Source organism: Variovorax sp. CCNWLW186, assembly GCF_037203865.1.
In the GTDB taxonomy this organism is placed as follows: domain Bacteria; phylum Pseudomonadota; class Gammaproteobacteria; order Burkholderiales; family Burkholderiaceae_C; genus Variovorax.
In genome coordinates this window covers 1-17,571 of the sequence record NZ_JBBCBO010000031.1, presented here as the reverse complement: position 1 = coordinate 17,571, position 17,571 = coordinate 1, and the positions used below count along the sequence as shown (strand labels likewise).

At 65.7% G+C, this 17,571-nt stretch carries 17 protein-coding genes and 2 pseudogenes; 7 read left to right on the top strand and 12 right to left on the bottom strand.

The genetic code is table 11. The annotated features are described in order from the left end of the window. Positions 1–86: 86 nt before the first annotated feature. From V9K97_RS25335 to V9K97_RS25295, 9 genes are all read right to left on the bottom strand, one after another. The gene (locus V9K97_RS25335) at positions 87–992 is read right to left on the bottom strand and encodes an acyltransferase domain-containing protein (RefSeq protein WP_337321457.1); all 906 of its coding nucleotides are present in this window, start codon (positions 990–992) and stop codon (positions 87–89) included. Beyond that, a complete protein-coding gene (mdcB, locus tag V9K97_RS25330) occupies positions 989–1,852 on the bottom strand; it encodes a triphosphoribosyl-dephospho-CoA synthase MdcB (protein ID WP_337321455.1) in 864 nt (287 codons plus the stop codon). The genes V9K97_RS25335 and mdcB overlap by 4 nt, the downstream gene beginning before the upstream one ends. Then, positions 1,849–2,532: a malonate decarboxylase holo-[acyl-carrier-protein] synthase gene (gene mdcG, locus V9K97_RS25325; protein WP_337321453.1), complete on the bottom strand. Its 684-nt coding sequence runs from the start codon at positions 2,530–2,532 to the stop codon at positions 1,849–1,851. The genes mdcB and mdcG overlap by 4 nt, the downstream gene beginning before the upstream one ends. Positions 2,533–2,558: 26 nt before the next feature. Further along, positions 2,559–3,260: a biotin-independent malonate decarboxylase subunit gamma gene (mdcE, locus tag V9K97_RS25320; RefSeq protein WP_258506308.1), complete on the bottom strand. Its 702-nt coding sequence runs from the start codon at positions 3,258–3,260 to the stop codon at positions 2,559–2,561. Between the two features lie 23 nt (positions 3,261–3,283). Further along, on the bottom strand, positions 3,284–4,165 hold the full coding sequence (locus V9K97_RS25315; protein WP_337321451.1) for a biotin-independent malonate decarboxylase subunit beta: 882 nt from the start codon (positions 4,163–4,165) through the stop codon (positions 3,284–3,286). After that, positions 4,162–4,494, bottom strand: coding sequence for a malonate decarboxylase acyl carrier protein (mdcC, locus tag V9K97_RS25310; protein ID WP_126749912.1), 333 nt, complete (start codon positions 4,492–4,494; stop codon positions 4,162–4,164). Before mdcC ends, V9K97_RS25315 begins: the two co-directional genes overlap by 4 nt. Before the next feature lie 14 nt (positions 4,495–4,508). Continuing rightward, positions 4,509–6,191 carry a malonate decarboxylase subunit alpha gene (gene mdcA, locus V9K97_RS25305; RefSeq protein WP_337321449.1) on the bottom strand — a complete coding sequence of 561 codons (1,683 nt, stop codon included), beginning with the start codon at positions 6,189–6,191 and terminating at the stop codon, positions 4,509–4,511. Between the two features lie 40 nt (positions 6,192–6,231). Continuing rightward, complete coding sequence (locus V9K97_RS25300) at positions 6,232–7,605, bottom strand: SLC13 family permease (RefSeq protein ID WP_337321447.1); 1,374 nt, start codon at positions 7,603–7,605, stop codon at positions 6,232–6,234. Positions 7,606–7,765: 160 nt separating this feature from the next. Next, entirely contained in the window at positions 7,766–8,680 is a 915-nt protein-coding gene (locus V9K97_RS25295; protein ID WP_337313157.1) for a LysR family transcriptional regulator, read from the bottom strand. Positions 8,681–8,793: 113 nt separating this feature from the next. On the opposite strand from V9K97_RS25295, the gene V9K97_RS25290 reads away from it, so the two are divergent. Next, a complete protein-coding gene (locus tag V9K97_RS25290; protein ID WP_337321445.1) occupies positions 8,794–9,414 on the top strand; it encodes an ATP-dependent DNA ligase in 621 nt (206 codons plus the stop codon). Between the two features lies 1 nt (position 9,415). Here the strand turns inward: V9K97_RS25290 and V9K97_RS25285 are convergent, their stop codons facing one another. Then, complete coding sequence (locus V9K97_RS25285; protein ID WP_337321443.1) at positions 9,416–9,781, bottom strand: hypothetical protein; 366 nt, start codon at positions 9,779–9,781, stop codon at positions 9,416–9,418. A gap of 171 nt (positions 9,782–9,952) precedes the next feature. On the opposite strand from V9K97_RS25285, the pseudogene V9K97_RS25280 reads away from it, so the two are divergent. Both V9K97_RS25280 and V9K97_RS25275 read left to right on the top strand, forming a co-directional pair. Then, positions 9,953–10,387, top strand: a pseudogene (locus V9K97_RS25280) (SDR family NAD(P)-dependent oxidoreductase); the annotation flags it as partial. Between the two features lie 61 nt (positions 10,388–10,448). Next, positions 10,449–10,763: a hypothetical protein gene (locus V9K97_RS25275; RefSeq protein WP_337321509.1), complete on the top strand. Its 315-nt coding sequence runs from the start codon at positions 10,449–10,451 to the stop codon at positions 10,761–10,763. Here the strand turns inward: V9K97_RS25275 and V9K97_RS25270 are convergent. Next, positions 10,747–12,180 (bottom strand): diguanylate cyclase, encoded by a 1,434-nt coding sequence (locus V9K97_RS25270; RefSeq protein WP_337321442.1) that lies wholly within the window; start codon positions 12,178–12,180, stop codon positions 10,747–10,749. The two genes, V9K97_RS25275 and V9K97_RS25270, sit on opposite strands and share 17 nt — an antisense overlap. A gap of 628 nt (positions 12,181–12,808) precedes the next feature. Here V9K97_RS25270 and V9K97_RS25265 point away from each other — a divergent pair. Next, complete coding sequence (locus tag V9K97_RS25265; protein ID WP_337321440.1) at positions 12,809–13,849, top strand: hypothetical protein; 1,041 nt, start codon at positions 12,809–12,811, stop codon at positions 13,847–13,849. 3 nt (positions 13,850–13,852) lie between these two features. Here the strand turns inward: V9K97_RS25265 and V9K97_RS25260 are convergent, their stop codons facing one another. Continuing rightward, entirely contained in the window at positions 13,853–15,022 is a 1,170-nt protein-coding gene (locus tag V9K97_RS25260) for an SMP-30/gluconolactonase/LRE family protein (RefSeq protein ID WP_443304189.1), read from the bottom strand. 266 nt (positions 15,023–15,288) lie between these two features. Between V9K97_RS25260 and V9K97_RS25255 the strand changes: the two genes are divergently transcribed. From V9K97_RS25255 to V9K97_RS25245, 3 genes and pseudogenes are all read left to right on the top strand, one after another. Next, positions 15,289–15,711 (top strand): tripartite tricarboxylate transporter TctB family protein, encoded by a 423-nt coding sequence (locus V9K97_RS25255; RefSeq protein WP_337321438.1) that lies wholly within the window; start codon positions 15,289–15,291, stop codon positions 15,709–15,711. A 10-nt stretch (positions 15,712–15,721) separates the two neighbouring features. Beyond that, on the top strand, positions 15,722–17,245 hold the full coding sequence (locus V9K97_RS25250) for a tripartite tricarboxylate transporter permease (RefSeq protein ID WP_337321436.1): 1,524 nt from the start codon (positions 15,722–15,724) through the stop codon (positions 17,243–17,245). Positions 17,246–17,495: 250 nt separating this feature from the next. Then, a pseudogene (locus tag V9K97_RS25245) lies at positions 17,496–17,571 on the top strand (type VI secretion system tube protein Hcp); the annotation flags it as partial.

Sequence of the window (17,571 nt, the reverse complement as noted above, 5' to 3'; positions counted from 1 at the left end):
GGTGGGAACGAAAGCGGTCGAGGGTTCTTTGCTGCTCACGATGGATCTCCTGTTGTTCGATTCAAGACGCCATGCGGACTGGTTCATCAGTCCGCATGGCTGTTCAGCCAGGCTGCAATGGCCGCGGCGCTGCGGAAGTCGTCGCAGGCGCGTGCCGGAACGGTGGGATAGCGCTGGTTCCACATGCGCGCCAGCGCCTGGCCCGGCCCCACCTCCAGCACGCAGCGCACCTGGCGCGCCATGATGTTTTCTATGCATTCGTCCCAGCGAACCGTCTGCGCGATCTGGGCCGCCAATGCTGTGCGCGCAGTGTTCGCATCGCGCATGCGCTCCCCCGTGTTGCTGAACAGCACGACGCGAGGCGCGCGAAAAGGAACTTGCGCGAGGGTCTGGAAAAAGCTCTTTGCCGCCTCGCGCATCCAGGATGTGTGGGACGCGACGTTGACCCGCAGCCGCGTGCAATGCGCACCGGCTGCCATGGCCATCTGCTCGGCCTTGTCCAGCGCGGCAACCGGGCCGCCGAGAACCACGCTGGCAATGCCGTTGCGAATGGCGAGCTCGAGTCCCGCTTCGATACGCAACTGCTCGAGGCGCTGCTCCGGCAGGCCGCTGACAGCCAGCAAGCCACCGGGCCCATGCGCGGCGCAACGGTCCATTGCCTCGGCCCGCTGCGTCGCAAGCGCTGCCGCAGCGCCGGGATCGATGACGCCGGCTGCGCTGAAGGCGGCCAGCTCGCCGACGCTGTAGCCGGCCACCGCGGCCGGCGGCGGCACCCAGGGCGCGAGCTGCCCCCAGGCTGCCAACGCAAGGCTCGTCAGGAGCAATTGCGCGTTGCTGTTCCGCCCGGCCCATTCCGGATCGGCGAGCGCACGGCGCCAGTCGTCGATGCCAAGCCGCACGCACATGCCGCGCACGATGGCGTCGTCCGCCAGCCAGGGGAGCATGGCAGGGTGCTGGGTGCCCTGGCCGGAAAAGAGCAGTCCGTAGCTCATGGCGCCGAACACACGCGCTGGAGCCAGCAGGCGGCGGCGAGCGTGTCTGCCGCGCCGCCGGGCGACAGGCGCTGCCGCACGAAATCGTCGGCAATGGCTTGCGCCTCCTGCAACCCTTGGGGCCGCGCGATGCCTCCCCGGTCCAGGAAGCCTCGCGCCGCGCGTTGGGCGCCGCGCAGGCCCGCAAGGCCGCCGCGGTGCGCCAGGTTGCTGTCGTCCAGCACCGCGATGATGTGGAACAAGGCATCGAGACGGGCCTGGCGAGCCGTGAGGCCACGGGCCAATGCGCCCTGCAGTGCCGGCAGGGCTGTTTCGAACAGCACCGGAAAGCCCAGCGCCGCCTCTTCGGATGCGCTGCGGAGGCCGTGGCGCCGCGCGGCGATGCCGCCGGGCAATGCGGATGGCCTCTGGCTGCGACTGGCCAGTGCCTCGCCCCAGTGGCGGTGCAGTGCATCACGCAAGCCGGCCGGGTGCAATGCGCCGCCTTGCTCTCGCAGCGCGGCACCCGCCGCGGCGCACAGCAGGCCGAGCATGAAAATGGCGCCGCGGTGCGTGTTGACCCCGCCGGTGGCGGCCAGCATTCGCGCCTCGGCCGCAATGCCGTGTCGTTCGAGCACCGGAAAATCCGCGCCTTCCGCGCCGGCCTCGGCAATCTGCAGGAAGTAGCGGCGCAGCGAGAACAGGCTGCGCATGAAGGTGTGCGCGTCCATGTCGTCGTGGCTGCCTCGGTCGATCAGCGTGACCAGCCCGGGCTTGGGCGACAGCGAGAGTTCGTCGTAGAGCGCGAGCGTGGCGGCGCGGCCGATCATCGGCGGCGTGAGCGGCGCCTGCGCCTGCAGCAAGAGGGCGGAGTTTTTCATGCAGCCAGTTCCGTCATCGCGGCGCGCTCGCACCAGGTGGCATCGCGTTGCAGGCACACGCCATCGAGCCGCTTGACCAACACGGCCCGCGCGCGGCCGGCGCGCCACTCGCTCCATTCACGCCACGCCACCGCCGAGCCGTCGTTGAACAAAAGCTCGCCGTCCAGCCGCAGCCGTGGCGAATCGAACGACGCAAGCGCCTGAACCACCGCATCCGCATGCGCCGCGCCCTCGACGGTGACCGACAGATCGAGATCGGAGGCCGCGTGCACGTGATCGAGGCCGCTGATCGCCTGCCAGCCGTAGCTGCCGAACACGCGCGCCGTGGCGTGGCATCCGTCGAGCCTGCCAAGCAATTCGCGGATTGCACCTTGTGCCGGCGGTGGCAGCAGATCGTGCAGGCCGGCGAGCCGCGGGAACTCGTCGATGCCAAGCACCGCGGTGTGCGGCACCTGCAGTGCAAGCCGGCGCTTTGCCCAGCGCGCGGGTGCCGGCAAGCCGAGCGCGATCCGTTCGCTGGCAGCGGAATCGGCTGGCTGCCGCGTCACGACCAGCGGCAGTTGATGCGAGGCCCAATGCGCGAGGCATTCGCGCGCCTGCTCGTCCCACGGGCGGCCCAGCACGGCGGCCCAGCCGCTGGTGGAAAGCCGGGCGAGTTGATGGCGACGCAGTGGAGCCATGGCGGTTGTGCGCATTCAGGCGATGGTCAAGCGGCGTCAAGCACGCGCTGCACGACCGCGGCGGCCATGCGGCGTCCGCCGCGTTCGGCGCCGTCCCGCGCACGTTGGTCTTCCGTCGGCGTGTGCGCCAGCGCCTCGCGCAGGCAGGCCTGCAAGTCGCCCTGCCAAAGCGCACGCACACCGCCCATCGCCACGTAGTTCTGCACACCGGGTGCGAACACCGGGTTGGACTGCGACAGGGCCGTGAGCTTTTCTTCCGGCAGCTTGGTCACGCGGGCCATGGCGGGAATGCGCATCACGCGGATCTCGGCGTCAGGCAGCGCGTAGCAGGCGTCGGCGATCAAGCCCGAGGTGATGAAACCGCCGGACAGCGCCTGGTCGTAGACCAGGCCGATCACTCGGTGGCCGCGCCGCCGCGCCAGGTCGATGCTCGCGCCCAGGTGCGCCATCGCGCGGTTGATGCCGAGCAGTTCGTCGCGCCGGCGCAGTTGCTGGCCCTGGGTGTCGATCAAGAGCAGGATCGGCCGGCCGGGGTGCTGCGTGACGGTGTCCAGCACCACGCGGGCTTGCGCCAGCGCGAGCCGCACCCCGATCGGGGCATGGTTCGTTGTGCCGATCACCGCCACAGGCTCGCCGTCGAAGATGACTTCGCCCTGCAGAAAATCGCCGTCCTCGCGCATGCCGTGGTACGGGCCGAAGAGTTGGGTGACGAGTGAATTCCACTGCATGGAGTGCCTCTCTCTGTTTTTTCTCAAACGGTGCGCAGCGCGCGGACGGCATCTACCGAGAGTTCGGGTACCCGCTGCGCATCGGGAATGCCGAGCGCGGTCCAGAGCAGCGTCGCTTCGTCGCTGTCCGTGGTGCCGGTGGAGGGCAGGGCGTGCAGGCGCTCCGTGAGCAGCAGGTGCTCCTGTTCCAGCGCCGCAAGAGTCAGCGGCTTCGAGCCATCGATTGCCGCGATGGCTGCCGCGCGAAAAGCGGCAACGTCGTCTTCCACCAGCGCATCGCAGTCGCCAGTGAGCCAGCGGTGCTTGCCGCCCGTGGTGCGCCAGACCAGCGCGCGGTCGCGCGAATCGAATTCATCCACGCCGTGCGAAGCCTCGATCACCTCGGGGCCCGACATCGCGAGCCGGCCGACGTCGCTCATCACGATGTGGTCGGCGCAGCGCGCCACGATACCCATGCCGCCGAAGCAACCGTTGGCGCCGCCGATCAGCACAATCACCGGGATGCCGGTGGCGCGCACGTCGAGCAAGGCGCGCATCACTTCCGACACCGCGATGAGCCCGGCGTTGGCCTCGTGCAAGCGCACGCCGCCCGATTCGGCCAGCAGCAGCACGGCCGCCGGCCGGTCGCGCAGCGCACGCTGAAGCAGGCCGACCAGCTTGGCGCCGTGCACCTCGCCCACGCCACCGCCCATGAACGCGCCTTCCTGCGCGGCGACGAACACGCTGCGGCTATCGAGCATTGCGCGGCCGACCGCCGCGCCGTCGTCGAACGCACAGGGCACGCCAAGCTGCGCCAGGTGCGGGCTGGTGACCCGCTCGCTCGGAGGCAGCCATTCATGAAAGCTGCCGGCATCGAGCAGCAGCGCCAGCCGCTCGCGCGCCGAGCATTCGGCATAGCTGATCATGGCCGGCCTCCTGCAATCTCGGCCACCGCCTGGTCGAGCCGCAGGCTCACCACTGCGGGCGTGGCACCCATGTCGTTGATCGAGACGCGCACGCCGGCCAGCGGATGGCGGGCATGGAAGTCGTTCATCACGGCCTGCCAGATGGGGCCGAAGCCACGTGCCGACGTTTCGACACGTACGGCGCAGCCGTTGCCGGCGTCGGGCTCGAGCATGACCTCGAGATTGCCGGAGCCGACGACGCCGACCAGCACCGGCGCAAAGGCACCGGCCTGTCGGCCGCCGGAAAAAGAAAAGTCCAGGGTTTCGAGCCCTGCGGGAACGTCGCTCATCGTTGGATCTCCTGCTACCAGTTTCTGAAGCGCTTGGGCGGCTGGTACAGCCCGCCGGAGGCGCGCACCAGGTCGCGCATGTTGCGTGCCGCCAGCAGGTTGCGCGTGGCCTGGCGGGGGTCGATGCCCAGGTCCTGCGGCCGGCGGATCACGCCGCGGTCGCGCAGGTTCTCGACTGCGCGCTTGTCGCGTGCCAGCCCCACCGCGGTGTAGCCGGCCACGCCGCGAATCGCCTGCTCGCGCTCCTCATCGCTGCGGCACAGCAGCAGGTTGGCAATGCCCTCTTCGGTGAGGATGTGCGAGACGTCGTCGCCGTAGATCATGATCGGCGGCAGGTCCATGCCGGCCTGCTCCTGCAGCGTCCAGGCATCGAGCCGGTCGACGAAGGCCGGCTGCATGTGCTCGCGGAAGGTCTCCACCATTTGCACCACCAGCTTCTGCCCGCGCGGCGTGCCGGCTGCGCCTGTGCGGCCGGCGCGCGCTTCGCGCCCCGCCTTGAGCCAGGCCGGGCTCGAGTGCCGGCGGCCGCGTGCGTCGGCGCCCATGTTGGGCGCACCGCCAAAGCCCGCGATACGGCCCAGTGTGGCGGTGGAGCTGTTGCCATCCAGGTCGACCTGCAAGGTCGAGCCGATGAACATGTCGCAGGCGTAGTGGCCGGCCGCCTGGCAGAACGCGCGGTTGCTGCGCAGGCTGCCGTCGGGGCCGGTGAAGAACACATCGGAGCGCGCGCGAATGTAGTCTTCCATGCCCAGCTCGGAGCCGAAGGAATGCACCGATTCGACCCAGCCCGCCTCGATGGCCGGAATCAGCGCCGGATGCGGGTTCAGCGCCCAGTGCTTGCCGATCTTGCCCTTCAGGCCGAGCGATTCGGCATAGGTCGGCAGCAGCAGTTCGATGGCCGCGGTGTCGAAACCGATGCCGTGGTTCAGGCGCTGCACGCCGTACTCGGCGTAGATGCCCTTGATCGCCATCATCGCCATCAGGATCTGGACCTCGCTGATCTGCGCCGGGTCGCGTGTGAACAGCGGCTCGATGAAATTCGGCCGCGGTGCCTTCACGACGAAGCTCACCCAGTCGGCCGGAATGTCGATGCGCGGCAGGGTGGTCGTCTTGCCGTCGACCATTTCATTGACCTGCGCAATGACGATGCCGCCCGAGAACGCAGTGGCCTCGACGATGGCTGGCGTGTCTTCGGTGTTGGGGCCGGTGTAGAGGTTGCCTTCCGCGTCGGCCGCCTGGGCGGCGACCAGCGCCACCTTGGGCGTCAGGTCGACGAAGTAGCGCGCGAACAGTTCCAGGTAGGTGTGGATGGCGCCGATCTCGATGCGCCCGGCGGACACGAGCTTGGCCAGCCGCGCACCCTGAGGCCCTGAAAAGCTGAAGTCCAGCCGGGCGGCCACGCCGTTCTCGAAAACGTCCAGATGCTCCGGCAGCGCCAGCACCGACTGCACCATGTGCAGGCCATGCACCTTGGCCGGATCGACCTGGACCAGGGCGCGCGCGAGAAAGTCGGCTTGCTTCTGGTTGTTGCCCTCGAGGCAGACGCGGTCGCCTGGCGAGAGCACCGACTCGAGCAGGGTGGCGATGGCTTCGGTGTCGACGCGCTTGCCGGCGAGCCGGTTTCCGAGTGCATCGGCCGCGCGTGCCAACCGCATGCTGCGGTCGTCGGCCTTGGAGGTCCAGGATCTGGAGATCATAGGAAGAGGAGTTGAAGTTCGATCGAAAACAGTGGCGCCCTCACAGCACCACGAAGAGCAGCCACACCACCACCGGCGCCACCAGCGTCACGATGGCGCCGTACACCATCAGCTGCCGGAAGAACACGTCCCGGTCCACGCCCTTGGCGTTGGCAAGCACCAGCGCCCCGTTGGTGGAGAACGGACTGACGTCGACGATGGTCGAGGACACGGCCATTGCCGCGATAAAGCCGATGGCACTGACGCCGCTGTCGCCCTGCAGGAACGGCACCGCCAGCGGAATCAGCGAGCCGAGCACGGCGGTCGACGAAGCGAAGGCCGAGACCACGGCGCCCACGAAGCACAGCAGCAGCGCGGCGACCATGGGAGAGGTGAGCCCGGCCACGCTGTGGCCGACGAAGTCGATGGTGCCCATCTTGTCCATCACGCCTACGTAGGTGCTGACCCCCACGATCAGCATGATCTCCGGCCACGACACCTGGCCAAGGGCGCGCTTCTGCAGGTTGGGCGCCATGAGCGTCAGCACGAGGCCGATGCTGATCGAGACGAAGCCGATGTCCTGCTTGAAGAACAGCGTCAGCACGGCCAGCGCCAGCAGCCCGGCCACGGTGGCGATGCGGTAGGCATGCGAGCCGGGGTGCGCGGCTTCGGCGCGCGATGACTCCATCAGCGAGTTTTCCGCCCGCGCCGCGATGCGCCGCTCTTCGGGAAACGACTCGCCCTCGGCGTCGCCATACACCTGCGCGCCGCTCTGTCCATGCGTCGCGCGCGGCACAACCGGCGCACTGCCGTCGGCATTCGCGCGCTGCCGCAGCAGCTTCATGCCGCCCATCAGGAAGAACAGCAGCAGCGACACCGACAGGTTGACCCCGAGGCTTGCCAGCATGGTGGCAACCTCGTTCAGCGGCAGGCCGGCCTTGGCGACGATCTTGTTGGTGATGCCGCCGTAGATGCTGATCGGCGAAAAGCCGCCCCCTTGAGCGCCGTGCACCACCATCAACCCCATGAGCAGCGGGTTGATGCCGTACTTGGCGGCAAAGCCAAGCGCGATAGGCGCAATGATGGCCACCGCCGCCGGGCTGACCGCGCCCACCGCCGTGAGCAGCGCGGCAATGAGAAACATGATCCAGGGAATGGCGGCAATGCGCCCGCGCACGGCGCGCACCGCCAGCCTGACCAGCCAATCGATGGTGCCGTTGTTCTGCGCCAGCGCGAACAGGTACGTGATGCCGACGAGCGTGAGAAACAGGTCGGCCGGAAAGCCGCCCATGATCGCCTTCGTGTTCATGCCGGCCACCAGCGTGCCGACCAGGAACGCGCCGACGAAGGCGATCACGCCCATGTTGATGGGCAGCACGGTGGCCAGCACGAACATGCCGAACAGCGCGTAAATCGAAATCCAATGTGAACTCATCGATGCGTCTCCGGTGTTTTAGGTACGACGCACATGGCACCACGCGTCTGGGTCCGTACGGTACGCACCCCCTCCGGGACGATCAATGAAGCGGCGTTGCCGACCTTTACGCCTTGTGAAACGATCGAGGGTTAACCCTGATCGGTCGGATGCCTGGCGCTCAGCCGAGTTCGGCTCTTGCCAGGCGGCACACCGACAGCAGCGCGAGCAGGTTCGGGTCGCGCTCGCGCGTGCGCAGAAAGTTGAGCGCAATGGTCTGGCGCATCAGGTACCGGGGTTGCAGCGGAATCAGCTGCACCTTCTGCGGCATCACGCCGCGCACGCGCCCCGGCAGCAGCGTGTAGCCGACGCCGCCGCTCACCAGGTTCATCAGCGAGAAGATGTCGTCGGTCTTCATCACCACGTTGGGCGTGAAGCCGGCGATGCGGAAGGTTTCGACAAAACCCCGGTAGGTGACGAAGCCTTCGCTCAGGCTCACGAAGCGCTCGCCGGCGCAGCTGCTCAGGTCGATTTCAGCCAGCGCGGAGTAGGGGGAGCCGACCGGGGCGGCAAACTGGATATCGTCTTCGAACAGCGGTTCCGACTCGACGTCGGAAACGTCTTCCGGAATGGCCATGAGTGCGGCGTCGATTGCGCCGTCCCGCAGCTTTTGCAGCAGGTGCGCGTTGGAGCCAAGCACGAGTTCGGTGTGCAGGTCGGGCTTGCGCAGCTTCATGCCCATGATCAGCTGCGGCACTGTGCGGCTGGTCAGGGAATAGAGCGAACCGATGCGAATCCGGTCGGCCGAGTAGCCGGCAACTTCCCGCGTGGCACGAACGCCCTCGGACATGGTGCGAAGCACATCGCGCGCTACCTCGGCCAGCGCATGGGCGGCTTCGGTCGGGTGCAGGTTGCGGCCTTCGTGCCGGAACAGGGCGCAGCGCAAGCCGGTTTCCAGTGAATGCAGCGCGCGGTGCACGCTCACGGCGCTGATGTCGAGCTTTTCCGCCGCGCGGGCCAGATTGCCGGCTTCCATGAAGGCCAGCAGGATCTCGAGCTTGCGGAAAGTGATTTCTTCGTCGACGTGGAGGAGCATGGGCGGCCTGCGGATGACACCGGATCGTACCCCTGGCGATCATGGACGGCATCGGCTTCAGATTGCGACATTGGCTGACAGCCAGCCGATGCCGCGAGGTACAGCGTCCCGCCATGGCCAAGCTCGACCGCTACCCGCCAATGCTGCTCGACGAACGTCCGATCGTCCTCGATGAGCCGGGGTGGATCTACGAACTGAAGCTGAACGGCTATCGGGTGCTGGCCGAGTTTGGCGGTGCCGTGCAGCTGCGCACGCGCAATGGAACCGATGCCACCACGTGGTTCCCGGAAATCACGCAAAGCCTGGGCACGCTGAAAAGCGGGCAGTGCGTGGTGGACGGCGAGGTCTGCGTGTTCGACCAGGCGGGCCGCAGCGACTTCAGCCAACTGCAAGATCGTGGGGCCCGAGGCCGGTATCCGGGTGGCCCTAACGTCGTCTACTGCGTCTTCGACTTGCTGGTGCACCGCGGCGTCGACATCACGCAGCAGCCGCTGCTCGAGCGCAAGGCCGTGCTCGCCGGGATCTTCAAGAAGAGGCCGCGGCCGTACATCATGTACGTTGACCACTTCGAAACGGGCGCTGCCCAGCTCTTTGCCGACGTCGTGATCCCGATGAAGCTGGAAGGCCTGGTCGCCAAGCGCGCGGGCAGCGTCTACCAGGCGGGCGTCCGGTCGAGCGATTGGGTCAAGGTCAAACGCAGCGCCGTCCCGGCGGGGCGGGGCGCGCAAACCTGACTCAGGCGGGACGCGTATCCGGCCAGGCCGAGGTCCTTGCAGGGCCAGGGGCGCGAGGGCCCATGCGCTCGTCCAGCGCGTAGCCTTCGAGCGCTCTCACGCCGGCACGCAGCGCATCGAGCCAGATTTCGTAGGAGAGCTCGGCGGACTCCAGTTCTCTCCAATGGCTTGCGTCGTCGCATTGCTCCGTCAGCACCCAGAAGAAATGCCCAGGGTGCGGTTCGTCGACATAGATGGCGATCCGCCTGACGTGGCTCATTGCAGTGTCCTGGCAAGGCACTTGCTCAAACAGCCTGGCCGCGCGGAGCTTGTCCCGCGCGGCCTGCTTGTCGTCGACAACGCCGGTTTTCTGGGAAGCGTCGGCCATGGTGGTCTCCTTGGGTCTCGCGCAAAGGGTGTTCTGGCAATCGACATGCCTGTGGCTGCAGGGGTATCCGCATCCCGTGAATCGGCGATGAAGAAACAAATCCACGCGCGCGCCACTGCGCCTGTGAATCCGGCGGTGCAATGAGCAGGTGAGGCAAGAAATACAGCAAAAATGCCAGCGCGAGCAAAGCCGTCGCGCCCTGGAGTCCCACGCTCGTGGGCCGTGGCGCTGGGCCTGCCGCTTGCCAGTCGGTCGGTTCAACCCTTGTCCCGGCCGCCTCATGGACGGATGCAGCCGCAGTGCCTTCGAGTGTGCTGTCTGTGTTGCCACTGGGCTCAGGGCGGTCAAGGAGCACCCATGAACTCATCCGCCGCGATTCGCTTGTTCGTGACCGCGCTACTCACCTTCGCACTCGGTGGCTGTGCGCTGGCGCCGACAGTCGGTGCTGACGATGCGCGCCGCATTGCCGGCAAGACCTATGTGGTCACAGGTGCATCGAGCGGTTTCGGCCGCGGCGTTGCCGTGAGGCTTGGCGGGCTGGGAGCCAATGTCGTGCTTGCAGCGCGCCGCACCGAACTGCTGGAAGAAGTCGCCCGCGAGGTGCGCAGCGCCGGAGGCAACGCCCTGGTGGTGACGACCGACGTGGTACAGCGGACGAGAGCCGAACATGGTGGCGCTCGATCCACCGGAGAAGGTGGTGGAGGCGATTGTGTGGGTGTCCGTCAATCCGCGAGAGGAGCTCCCGGTCGGGTGGAAAGCAGGGGTGTCGACCGCGAGTCACCGGCTCTTTCCCGACCTGACCGAGCGCTTGTCGGCCGACATGGTGCACAAGGCGCAGATGGAACGGGCGCCGCCGGCGCCGAACGGCCCTGGCGCAGTGCACCAGCCGCTCGAGGCCGGACGAGGGGTGAGCGGCGGCATGCTGCGGCCCGGGCCAGACGGCGCACTCCGGCGATCCGAACGGGTCATTCGTGCACCATGACCGCGTTTCGCCCCTCCTGCTTGGCGAGGTAGAGCGCCTCGTCTGCGGCTTTCAGAAGCTCGAACGGCGTGCTGTCGGGCTGCGGCACTCCGGCCGCCACGCCAAGGCTGATGGACACCGTGCCCAGCGCCGACGCCGCATGGGGAATCCGCAGATCGGCCACCGCCAGCCGCGCCCGTTGCGCGACTTCGAGCGCACCTTCGGCGTCGGTCGCGGGCAACAGCAGGACCATTTCCTCGCCCCCATAGCGCGCGACGAGGTCGCCCGAGCGCCACACGGCTGAGCGCAGTGCGTGCGCGATCTGGCGCAGGCACTCGTCGCCTCCGAGATGGCCGTACAGGTCGTTGTACTTCTTGAACTCGTCGACGTCGACCATGACGACCGCCAGCGGCGTCTGGCCTTCCAGCGCCTGCTGGAAGTTGAAGAGCAGGCGGGCGTCGAAGTAGCGGCGGTTGGCCAGGCCTGTGAGCCCATCTTCCTGCGCAAGATGTTCCAGGCGCTCATTGGCCTCGGTCAGTGCGTCGCGCGCGCTTCGCAAGTGCAGTTCCGCCACCAGCCGCCGGCGCATCGAGCGGATCAGGTAGCGGCCTGACACACCGACGATCAGGCACAGAAGGACCACCCAGGTCGTTTGATAGATCGACGCGGATTTCCATTCCTGCAGCGCCTCGTCCTTGCCGACGGCAACGGTCACGAAGAGCGGATAGTCCAGCAGGTGTTCGAAGCTGATGATCCGCGTCACGCCGTCGATCGCCGATCTTCCTTCGACGGTACCCGAGCGCGAGGCCTGGAAGCGCTTCTGGAACGGCGAATCGGTATTGCGCCTGTTCATGTCGGCTTCCCTGAAGGGGCGGCGAACCAGGAGCTGGTCCGCTCCGAACAGCGCAATCGCTCCTTGGTCGCCGATCTGAAAGCGGTCCAGCACGCTCAGCAGGTGCTTGACGCTGAGCGTGACCAGCACCACGCCCGCAAAGTTGCCGTCGGGGTCGTTGATCCGTCGCGAAACGGGAATCACCCACTCGCCGGAAGAGCGGCTCACGATGGGCCCGCTGATCAGCGTGCGCGCGCTCGGGTTGGCCCGGTGGTAAATGAAGTACTCGCGGTCCGAGTTGTTTTTGGTGCCCGCCGGGGATGCCTCGGAATAGACGAGCCAGCGGCCTTCCTCGTCATAGATGAAGAGCCCCTTGATGGCTTGCACTTCGGAGGCGTGGTTCACGAGAACGGGCTGAAGACGCTGCAGGGTCTCGGGCGTGATGTCCGCGCGCTCGAGTTCGAAGACGATGCCCGAGATGATGTGTTCGGCCAGGGCGACGGTGCTGTCGATCTGCTGGCTGACCGCGCGTGCGAGGTTGGTGTTCGCCCGCTCGATCTGCTCGTTTTCTGCGGTGCGCGCGCGAATGACCAGCCATGCGTTCATGACCAGCAACGCCACGCACACAAAGACTACAAACAAAGTAGTACCGAAGATGACGCGACTTTTTTGCGCGTCCGTTTTTCGGGCGAGTGAGCTCGCGTCGTTCGATGACCTCGAGCCGATGGACGTATCTGGAACCGTCTCGGGCGACGGAGGAGCGGGCGCTTTTTTCATCGAAGGCTCGACTCTACAAAAAAAACGTCGGTCGCCGTCTCTACCGGCGCTGCGGGGTTTCTTTTTTGTCGCACGCCGAGCCTGAAGCGACGCTTCGTGTCACCTTTGGAGGTAATTCGCGTGCTTTTCTTCGAGGGCAACGCGGGCATGGATCGTGCGCCATGTGCCGCGGTCGATTCTTTTCAAATCAAAAAAAGCGCTTTTCATGATCATGTCTTTTCGAGGGTGCATTTCAGCACTGGTGTTTTCGGTGCTTCTGTTTGGCTGTGGCGGAGGAGGTGGTGGCGGTCAAGGTGGCGGCTTAGGCAGTCTGGCTGGGTTCGCCGGCAACGGTGCGATTCAAGGCAGCAATGGCGCCAACCAAGGCGGCGATGGCCAGAGTGCAGGCGGGGCAGGGAACACGGGCAGTACGGGTGGAACAAGCGGGGCCGGCAATACAGGAGGAAGTACCCCGCCCATGCCGACAACCGTCGCACTGGTGACCAGGCTCGGCAAGCCTGCCCGGGTGCTGGTCGGGCTCGGTGGGAGCAGCATCGACCAGATGAAGATCCAGGACATTCACCCGGATATCGTCGACACCTACCTCGTGGGCGTCGGCGCAGGCGCCTGGCCCAGCTGGAACAGCCCCGACGGGGCATACGTCACAGTCACCGCGCAGTCCAACCAAGCCTACGGCGCGATTCCCATGTTCACGCTCTACCAGATGCAGGGCGATCTGAGCAACATCAACGACGCGACCTTCATGAACAAATATTGGGGGCAGACGCGGCTGATGTACCAGCGCATTGCAGCCCTCGGTACGCCCATGCTGGTCAATCTGGAGCCGGACTTCTGGGGATTCGTTGCGGCACAAGCGCCGAATCGCGATGCGACGCAAGTGGCAGCCGTCGTGAACAACCAGCCCGAATGCGCCGGGTTACCGAACACCGTCGCAGGCCTCGGCCAATGCCTCGTGCAGATGAGCAGGCAGATCGCGCCCAAGGCGCTGGTGGGGTTCCCGCCTGCCTTCTGGAGCGGCACCCCTGCCGAGATCGGCGCGCAGATGAAGGCGGTCGGGGCAGACAAGGCGGACTTCATCGTCGCCCAGACCAGCGACCGCGACGCGGGCTGCTGGGAAGTCGCATCGCCTCCTGATGAATGCACAGGGCGAAGCGGTCCGTTCTATTGGGACGCAACCAACCAGACCTCCCCGAATTTCCATGAGTCCCAGAGCCAGATCTCGGCCTATCGCGCGGCCCTGGGCAATGGCCTTCCGATCCTGTGGTGGCAGACACCGATGGGCGTGCCGTCCGACACGCCGGGCGGCACCGATCAGCACTACCGGAACAACCATGTCGACTACATGCTGCGCAACACGCAGGAGTACGGCGATACCCACACGTTCGCGATCGTCTTCAGTCCGGGTGGCAGCCATCAGACTTCGATCAGCACCGATGGCGGCCAGTTTGCCCGCCTCTCGAGTCAGTACCTCGCGCGAGGCGGCGCCACCCTGAAGTAGCGCCTAGCCCGGCGCCGCGCCCTGTGTCGCTGTATAGACGGCATACAGCGACTGGCTGGCCGCCATGAACAGGCGGTTCCGCTTGGGGCCGCCGAAGCAGACGTTGCCGCAGACTTCCGGCAGCCGGATACGCCCGATGAGCCGGCCCTGCGGCGTCCATACCGTAACGCCGCTGTAGCCCACGTTGCGGCCCGCATTGCTGGAGCACCACAGGTTGCCGTCGACATCGGCGCGCACGCCGTCGGGCGCGCATTTCACGCCGTCGACCATGAAATTGCTGAAGAGCTTGCCGTTGCTGAGCTTGTTGTCGGAGCCGACATCGAACACATACATGTCGCCCTTGCCGCCGGGAATGGTGTCGCCCGGTCCTTGCCCGGTGCTAACGATGTAGAGCTTCTTGAAGTCCGGCGAGAAGCACAGGCCGTTCGGGTCCGGCACCAGGTCTTCGCCGGCCACCTGCGTGAGCGTGCCGCTCTTGTCCAGGCGATACACCGCAGTCGGCAGTTCGCGCTTGTAAGAGCCGATTTCGGGCGGCTGTCCAAGCCTCGGATTGAGCCGGCCGGCCTTGTTCGCGGGCCCGCCCGGTGCGTCTACCGCGCCCTCGTAGAGCTGGGCGCCGTAGGGCGGATCGGTGAACCAGTAGCTGCCGTCAGGGTGAGGGACGATGTCGTTGGGCGAGTTGAGCCGCTTGCCGTTGAAGCTCGAGGCGAGGACGGTGACTGAGCCGTCGAGCTCGTAGCGCACCACGCGCCGCGTCAGGTGCTCGCAGGACAGCTGCCTGCCTTGGTAGTCGAAGGTATTGCCGTTGCTGTTGTTGGAAGGCGCGCGAAACACGCTCACGTGCCCGTCGTCTTCGCTCCAGCGCAACTGGCGGTTGTTCGGTATGTCGCTCCACACCAGAAAGCGGCCGACGGAATTCCACGCCGGCCCTTCGGACCACAGCGCGCCGGTCCACAGCCGCTGGATGGGGGCGTTGGGCTGGCGCAGGCCATCGAAGGCCGGGTCGACGGTGAGCACGTCGGGGTCGGTGAAGTAGGTGGTCGGCGCCCCGCCCGGGCCGAAGTCGCGCGGCGGCTGGGTGATGGTGCTCGGCGGCACCGCCGGTTTGCCGGAGGCAGCTTGCGCGTGCGTCCATCGCGGAAAGACGAAGGAGGCGCCTACCGCGGCGCCCACGCCGCCAAGAAGCTTTCGGCGTAGTACCGAACTATTCAAACCTGGATCGACTTTTTCTTGTGCCACTAATCACTCCATGAAAAGGATGGAAGAAGCTGGAGAAGGGCGGGACGTCTCCAGGCTCGCTTGATACATCAGCCCGCCATTGCGGTCAACGGCGCGGGTTGTCGGCGGATACGTAGTTCCCCTCGCGGCCTCGTCAGATTGCGATCAGGCCGGCGCAAGAGCATGCCGTTGCGTTCGACAACCCACCACATCGGGCACGTATGAAAAACAGAAATCTTGCCAGGGGGCTCTTCCTCATGGCAATTGCGCTGGCCTTCGGCCTCACGGCGCTTCGCTATCCCATCGGAGACCTGAGCCGCGCCGGGCCGGGGCTTTTTCCGGTGATGGTGAGCAGCCTGCTGCTGCTGATCGGCGTATCGACCGTGGTGCGGTCGTTCTTCGTCGAGCCGGTGCGGTTGGACCTTCATTTCAGGAACATCGCACTCATCCTCGCAAGCCTTTGCGGCTTCGCGTTGATCTCGATGTACCTGGACATGGCCGTGGGCATTGTCTTCATGGTGTTCTGCTCGGCCTTTGCCGGTAGCTCGAACTCGTGGGTGCGCAACGTCAAGATTTCCGCCGGGCTGATCGCCATGGCGTTCGCGCTCCAGAAACTCCTCGGCCTGAACCTGCCGCTTTTTTGAGGCCACTGCCATGGAAGTCTTGAACAACCTGGCGTTCGGTTTTTCGCACGCCCTCACCTGGCAGAACCTGCTGTTCTGCGCCATCGGCTGCACGGTGGGAACGCTGGTCGGCCTGCTGCCGGGCCTCGGTCCGCTGGCAACCATCAGCCTGCTGCTGCCGCTGACCTATTCCATCCCGACGACCGGCGCGCTCATCATGCTGGCCGGCATTTACTACGGTGCGCAATACGGCGACAGCGTGAGCGCCATCACCATGAAGATCCCGCATGCGAGCAGCATCGTGGCCTGCATCGACGGGTATGCGATGACGCTGAAAGGGCAGACCGGCCTGGCGCTCTTCACGGCCGGTTTCTCCAGCTTCATCGGCGGCACGGTGGCCATCCTGGTGCTGTCGTTCTTCGCACCCATGCTGGGCGAAGTCGCCTTCCTGTTCGGCCCCGCGGACTACGTCGCGATGATGCTGGTGGGCTTTGTGTGCGTGAGCTTCGTCACCACCGGCAGCCTGCTGAACGGCCTGGCGATGTGCATGATCGGCGTGCTGCTGGGAACGATTGGCACCGACGTGAACAGCGGCATGGCGCGCTTCACGCTGGACATGCCGTTTTTGACCGACGGTGTCGGCATCGTGAGCATCGCGCTGGGCTGCTTCGGCATTGCAGAAATCACCAAGAACCTCGACTCCCGCGAGGAGCGCTCGCCCTTCAACGGCAAGATCAACCTCATTCCCACCTGGGCGGAGTTCAAGCGGATCATTCCCAGCGCGCTGCGCGGCAGCGTGGTCGGCTCGCTGCTGGGTATCTTGCCCGGCGGCGGCCCGACCATTGCGCAGTTTGCGGCCTACGCGCTCGACAAGAAGGTGAGCAAGTACAAGCATGAGATCGGCTCCGGCTGCATCGAGGGTGTGGCCGGCCAGGCGGCGGCCGATGAAGCGGCCGCGCGCACGAGCTTCATTCCGCTGATGAGCATCGGCATTCCAGAAAACGCAGTGATGGCGTTGATGCTCGCGGCCTTCGTCATCAAGGGCATCCAGCCGGGGCCCAACATGATCGGCGCGCACCCCGAATTGTTCTGGGGCCTGGTGGCCAGCATGTGGATCGGCAACGTGTTCTTGCTGGTGCTGAACGTGCCGCTGGTGCGCTACTGGCTCTCGGTGTTCAAGATTCCGTACAGCGTGCTTTTTCCGTCGATCCTGTTCTTCTGCTGCATTGGCACCTACAGCGTCAACAACAACCTCGAAGACGTCTTCATCACGTCCGCCTTCGGCTTCATGGGCTACATGTTCATGCGGCTCGAGCTGGACGCCGCGCCGCTCATGCTCGGATTCATCCTCGGGCCGATGCTGGAAGAGAACTTCCGCCGGGCCATGCTGCTGAGCCGCGGGAGCTTCAATGTTTTCGTCAACCGGCCCATCAGCGGCACGCTCATGGCGCTGATCGCCGTGTTCACCGTTTGGCAGGTTGTGGCCTTCGTCATCAAGGCACAGAAGAAGAATGCCGGCGCGGGCATCGTGCATGGCGCGTTGGCAGAGGAGTGACTTTGCGCCGCCTTGCTGAGAACTAAACAGAAAGCAATATCGAGTTGGAAATTACTCCCAATTTCTGATGGAAAAATTTCACAAATGTTCGACAAATGAATGCAAGTAGAAATTTTCGTCACGCATGAGTAACGGACTCTTTCTAGAGTCACATGCGTGATCAATGACTCCGGAGGGAAGCTCATTGATGCATATCGCGCTGTCGGCACCAGACAGCTTTTTGCTTTCAATGACTTCAGGAGAAATCACCATGGCAGTAGACATGTTCATGCGCGTCGAGGGCGCAAACGGCGAATCCAAGGACTCGAACCATAAGGACTGGACGG

Excerpts from the sequence above, each read along its gene's own strand:
- V9K97_RS25335 (WP_337321457.1), bottom strand. The coding sequence starts at position 992 with ATGAGCTACGGACTGCTCTTTTCCGGCCAGGGCACCCAGCACCCTGCC.
- mdcB (WP_337321455.1), bottom strand. The coding sequence starts at position 1,852 with ATGAAAAACTCCGCCCTCTTGCTGCAGGCGCAGGCGCCGCTCACGCCG.
- mdcG (WP_337321453.1), bottom strand. The coding sequence starts at position 2,532 with ATGGCTCCACTGCGTCGCCATCAACTCGCCCGGCTTTCCACCAGCGGC.
- mdcE (WP_258506308.1), bottom strand. The coding sequence starts at position 3,260 with ATGCAGTGGAATTCACTCGTCACCCAACTCTTCGGCCCGTACCACGGC.
- V9K97_RS25315 (WP_337321451.1), bottom strand. The coding sequence starts at position 4,165 with ATGATCAGCTATGCCGAATGCTCGGCGCGCGAGCGGCTGGCGCTGCTG.
- mdcC (WP_126749912.1), bottom strand. The coding sequence starts at position 4,494 with ATGAGCGACGTTCCCGCAGGGCTCGAAACCCTGGACTTTTCTTTTTCC.
- mdcA (WP_337321449.1), bottom strand. The coding sequence starts at position 6,191 with ATGATCTCCAGATCCTGGACCTCCAAGGCCGACGACCGCAGCATGCGG.
- V9K97_RS25300 (WP_337321447.1), bottom strand. The coding sequence starts at position 7,605 with ATGAGTTCACATTGGATTTCGATTTACGCGCTGTTCGGCATGTTCGTG.
- V9K97_RS25295 (WP_337313157.1), bottom strand. The coding sequence starts at position 8,680 with ATGCTCCTCCACGTCGACGAAGAAATCACTTTCCGCAAGCTCGAGATC.
- V9K97_RS25290 (WP_337321445.1), top strand. The coding sequence starts at position 8,794 with ATGGCCAAGCTCGACCGCTACCCGCCAATGCTGCTCGACGAACGTCCG.
- V9K97_RS25285 (WP_337321443.1), bottom strand. The coding sequence starts at position 9,781 with ATGGCCGACGCTTCCCAGAAAACCGGCGTTGTCGACGACAAGCAGGCC.
- V9K97_RS25275 (WP_337321509.1), top strand. The coding sequence starts at position 10,449 with ATGGTGGCGCTCGATCCACCGGAGAAGGTGGTGGAGGCGATTGTGTGG.
- V9K97_RS25270 (WP_337321442.1), bottom strand. The coding sequence starts at position 12,180 with ATGAACGCATGGCTGGTCATTCGCGCGCGCACCGCAGAAAACGAGCAG.
- V9K97_RS25265 (WP_337321440.1), top strand. The coding sequence starts at position 12,809 with ATGCCGACAACCGTCGCACTGGTGACCAGGCTCGGCAAGCCTGCCCGG.
- V9K97_RS25255 (WP_337321438.1), top strand. The coding sequence starts at position 15,289 with ATGAAAAACAGAAATCTTGCCAGGGGGCTCTTCCTCATGGCAATTGCG.
- V9K97_RS25250 (WP_337321436.1), top strand. The coding sequence starts at position 15,722 with ATGGAAGTCTTGAACAACCTGGCGTTCGGTTTTTCGCACGCCCTCACC.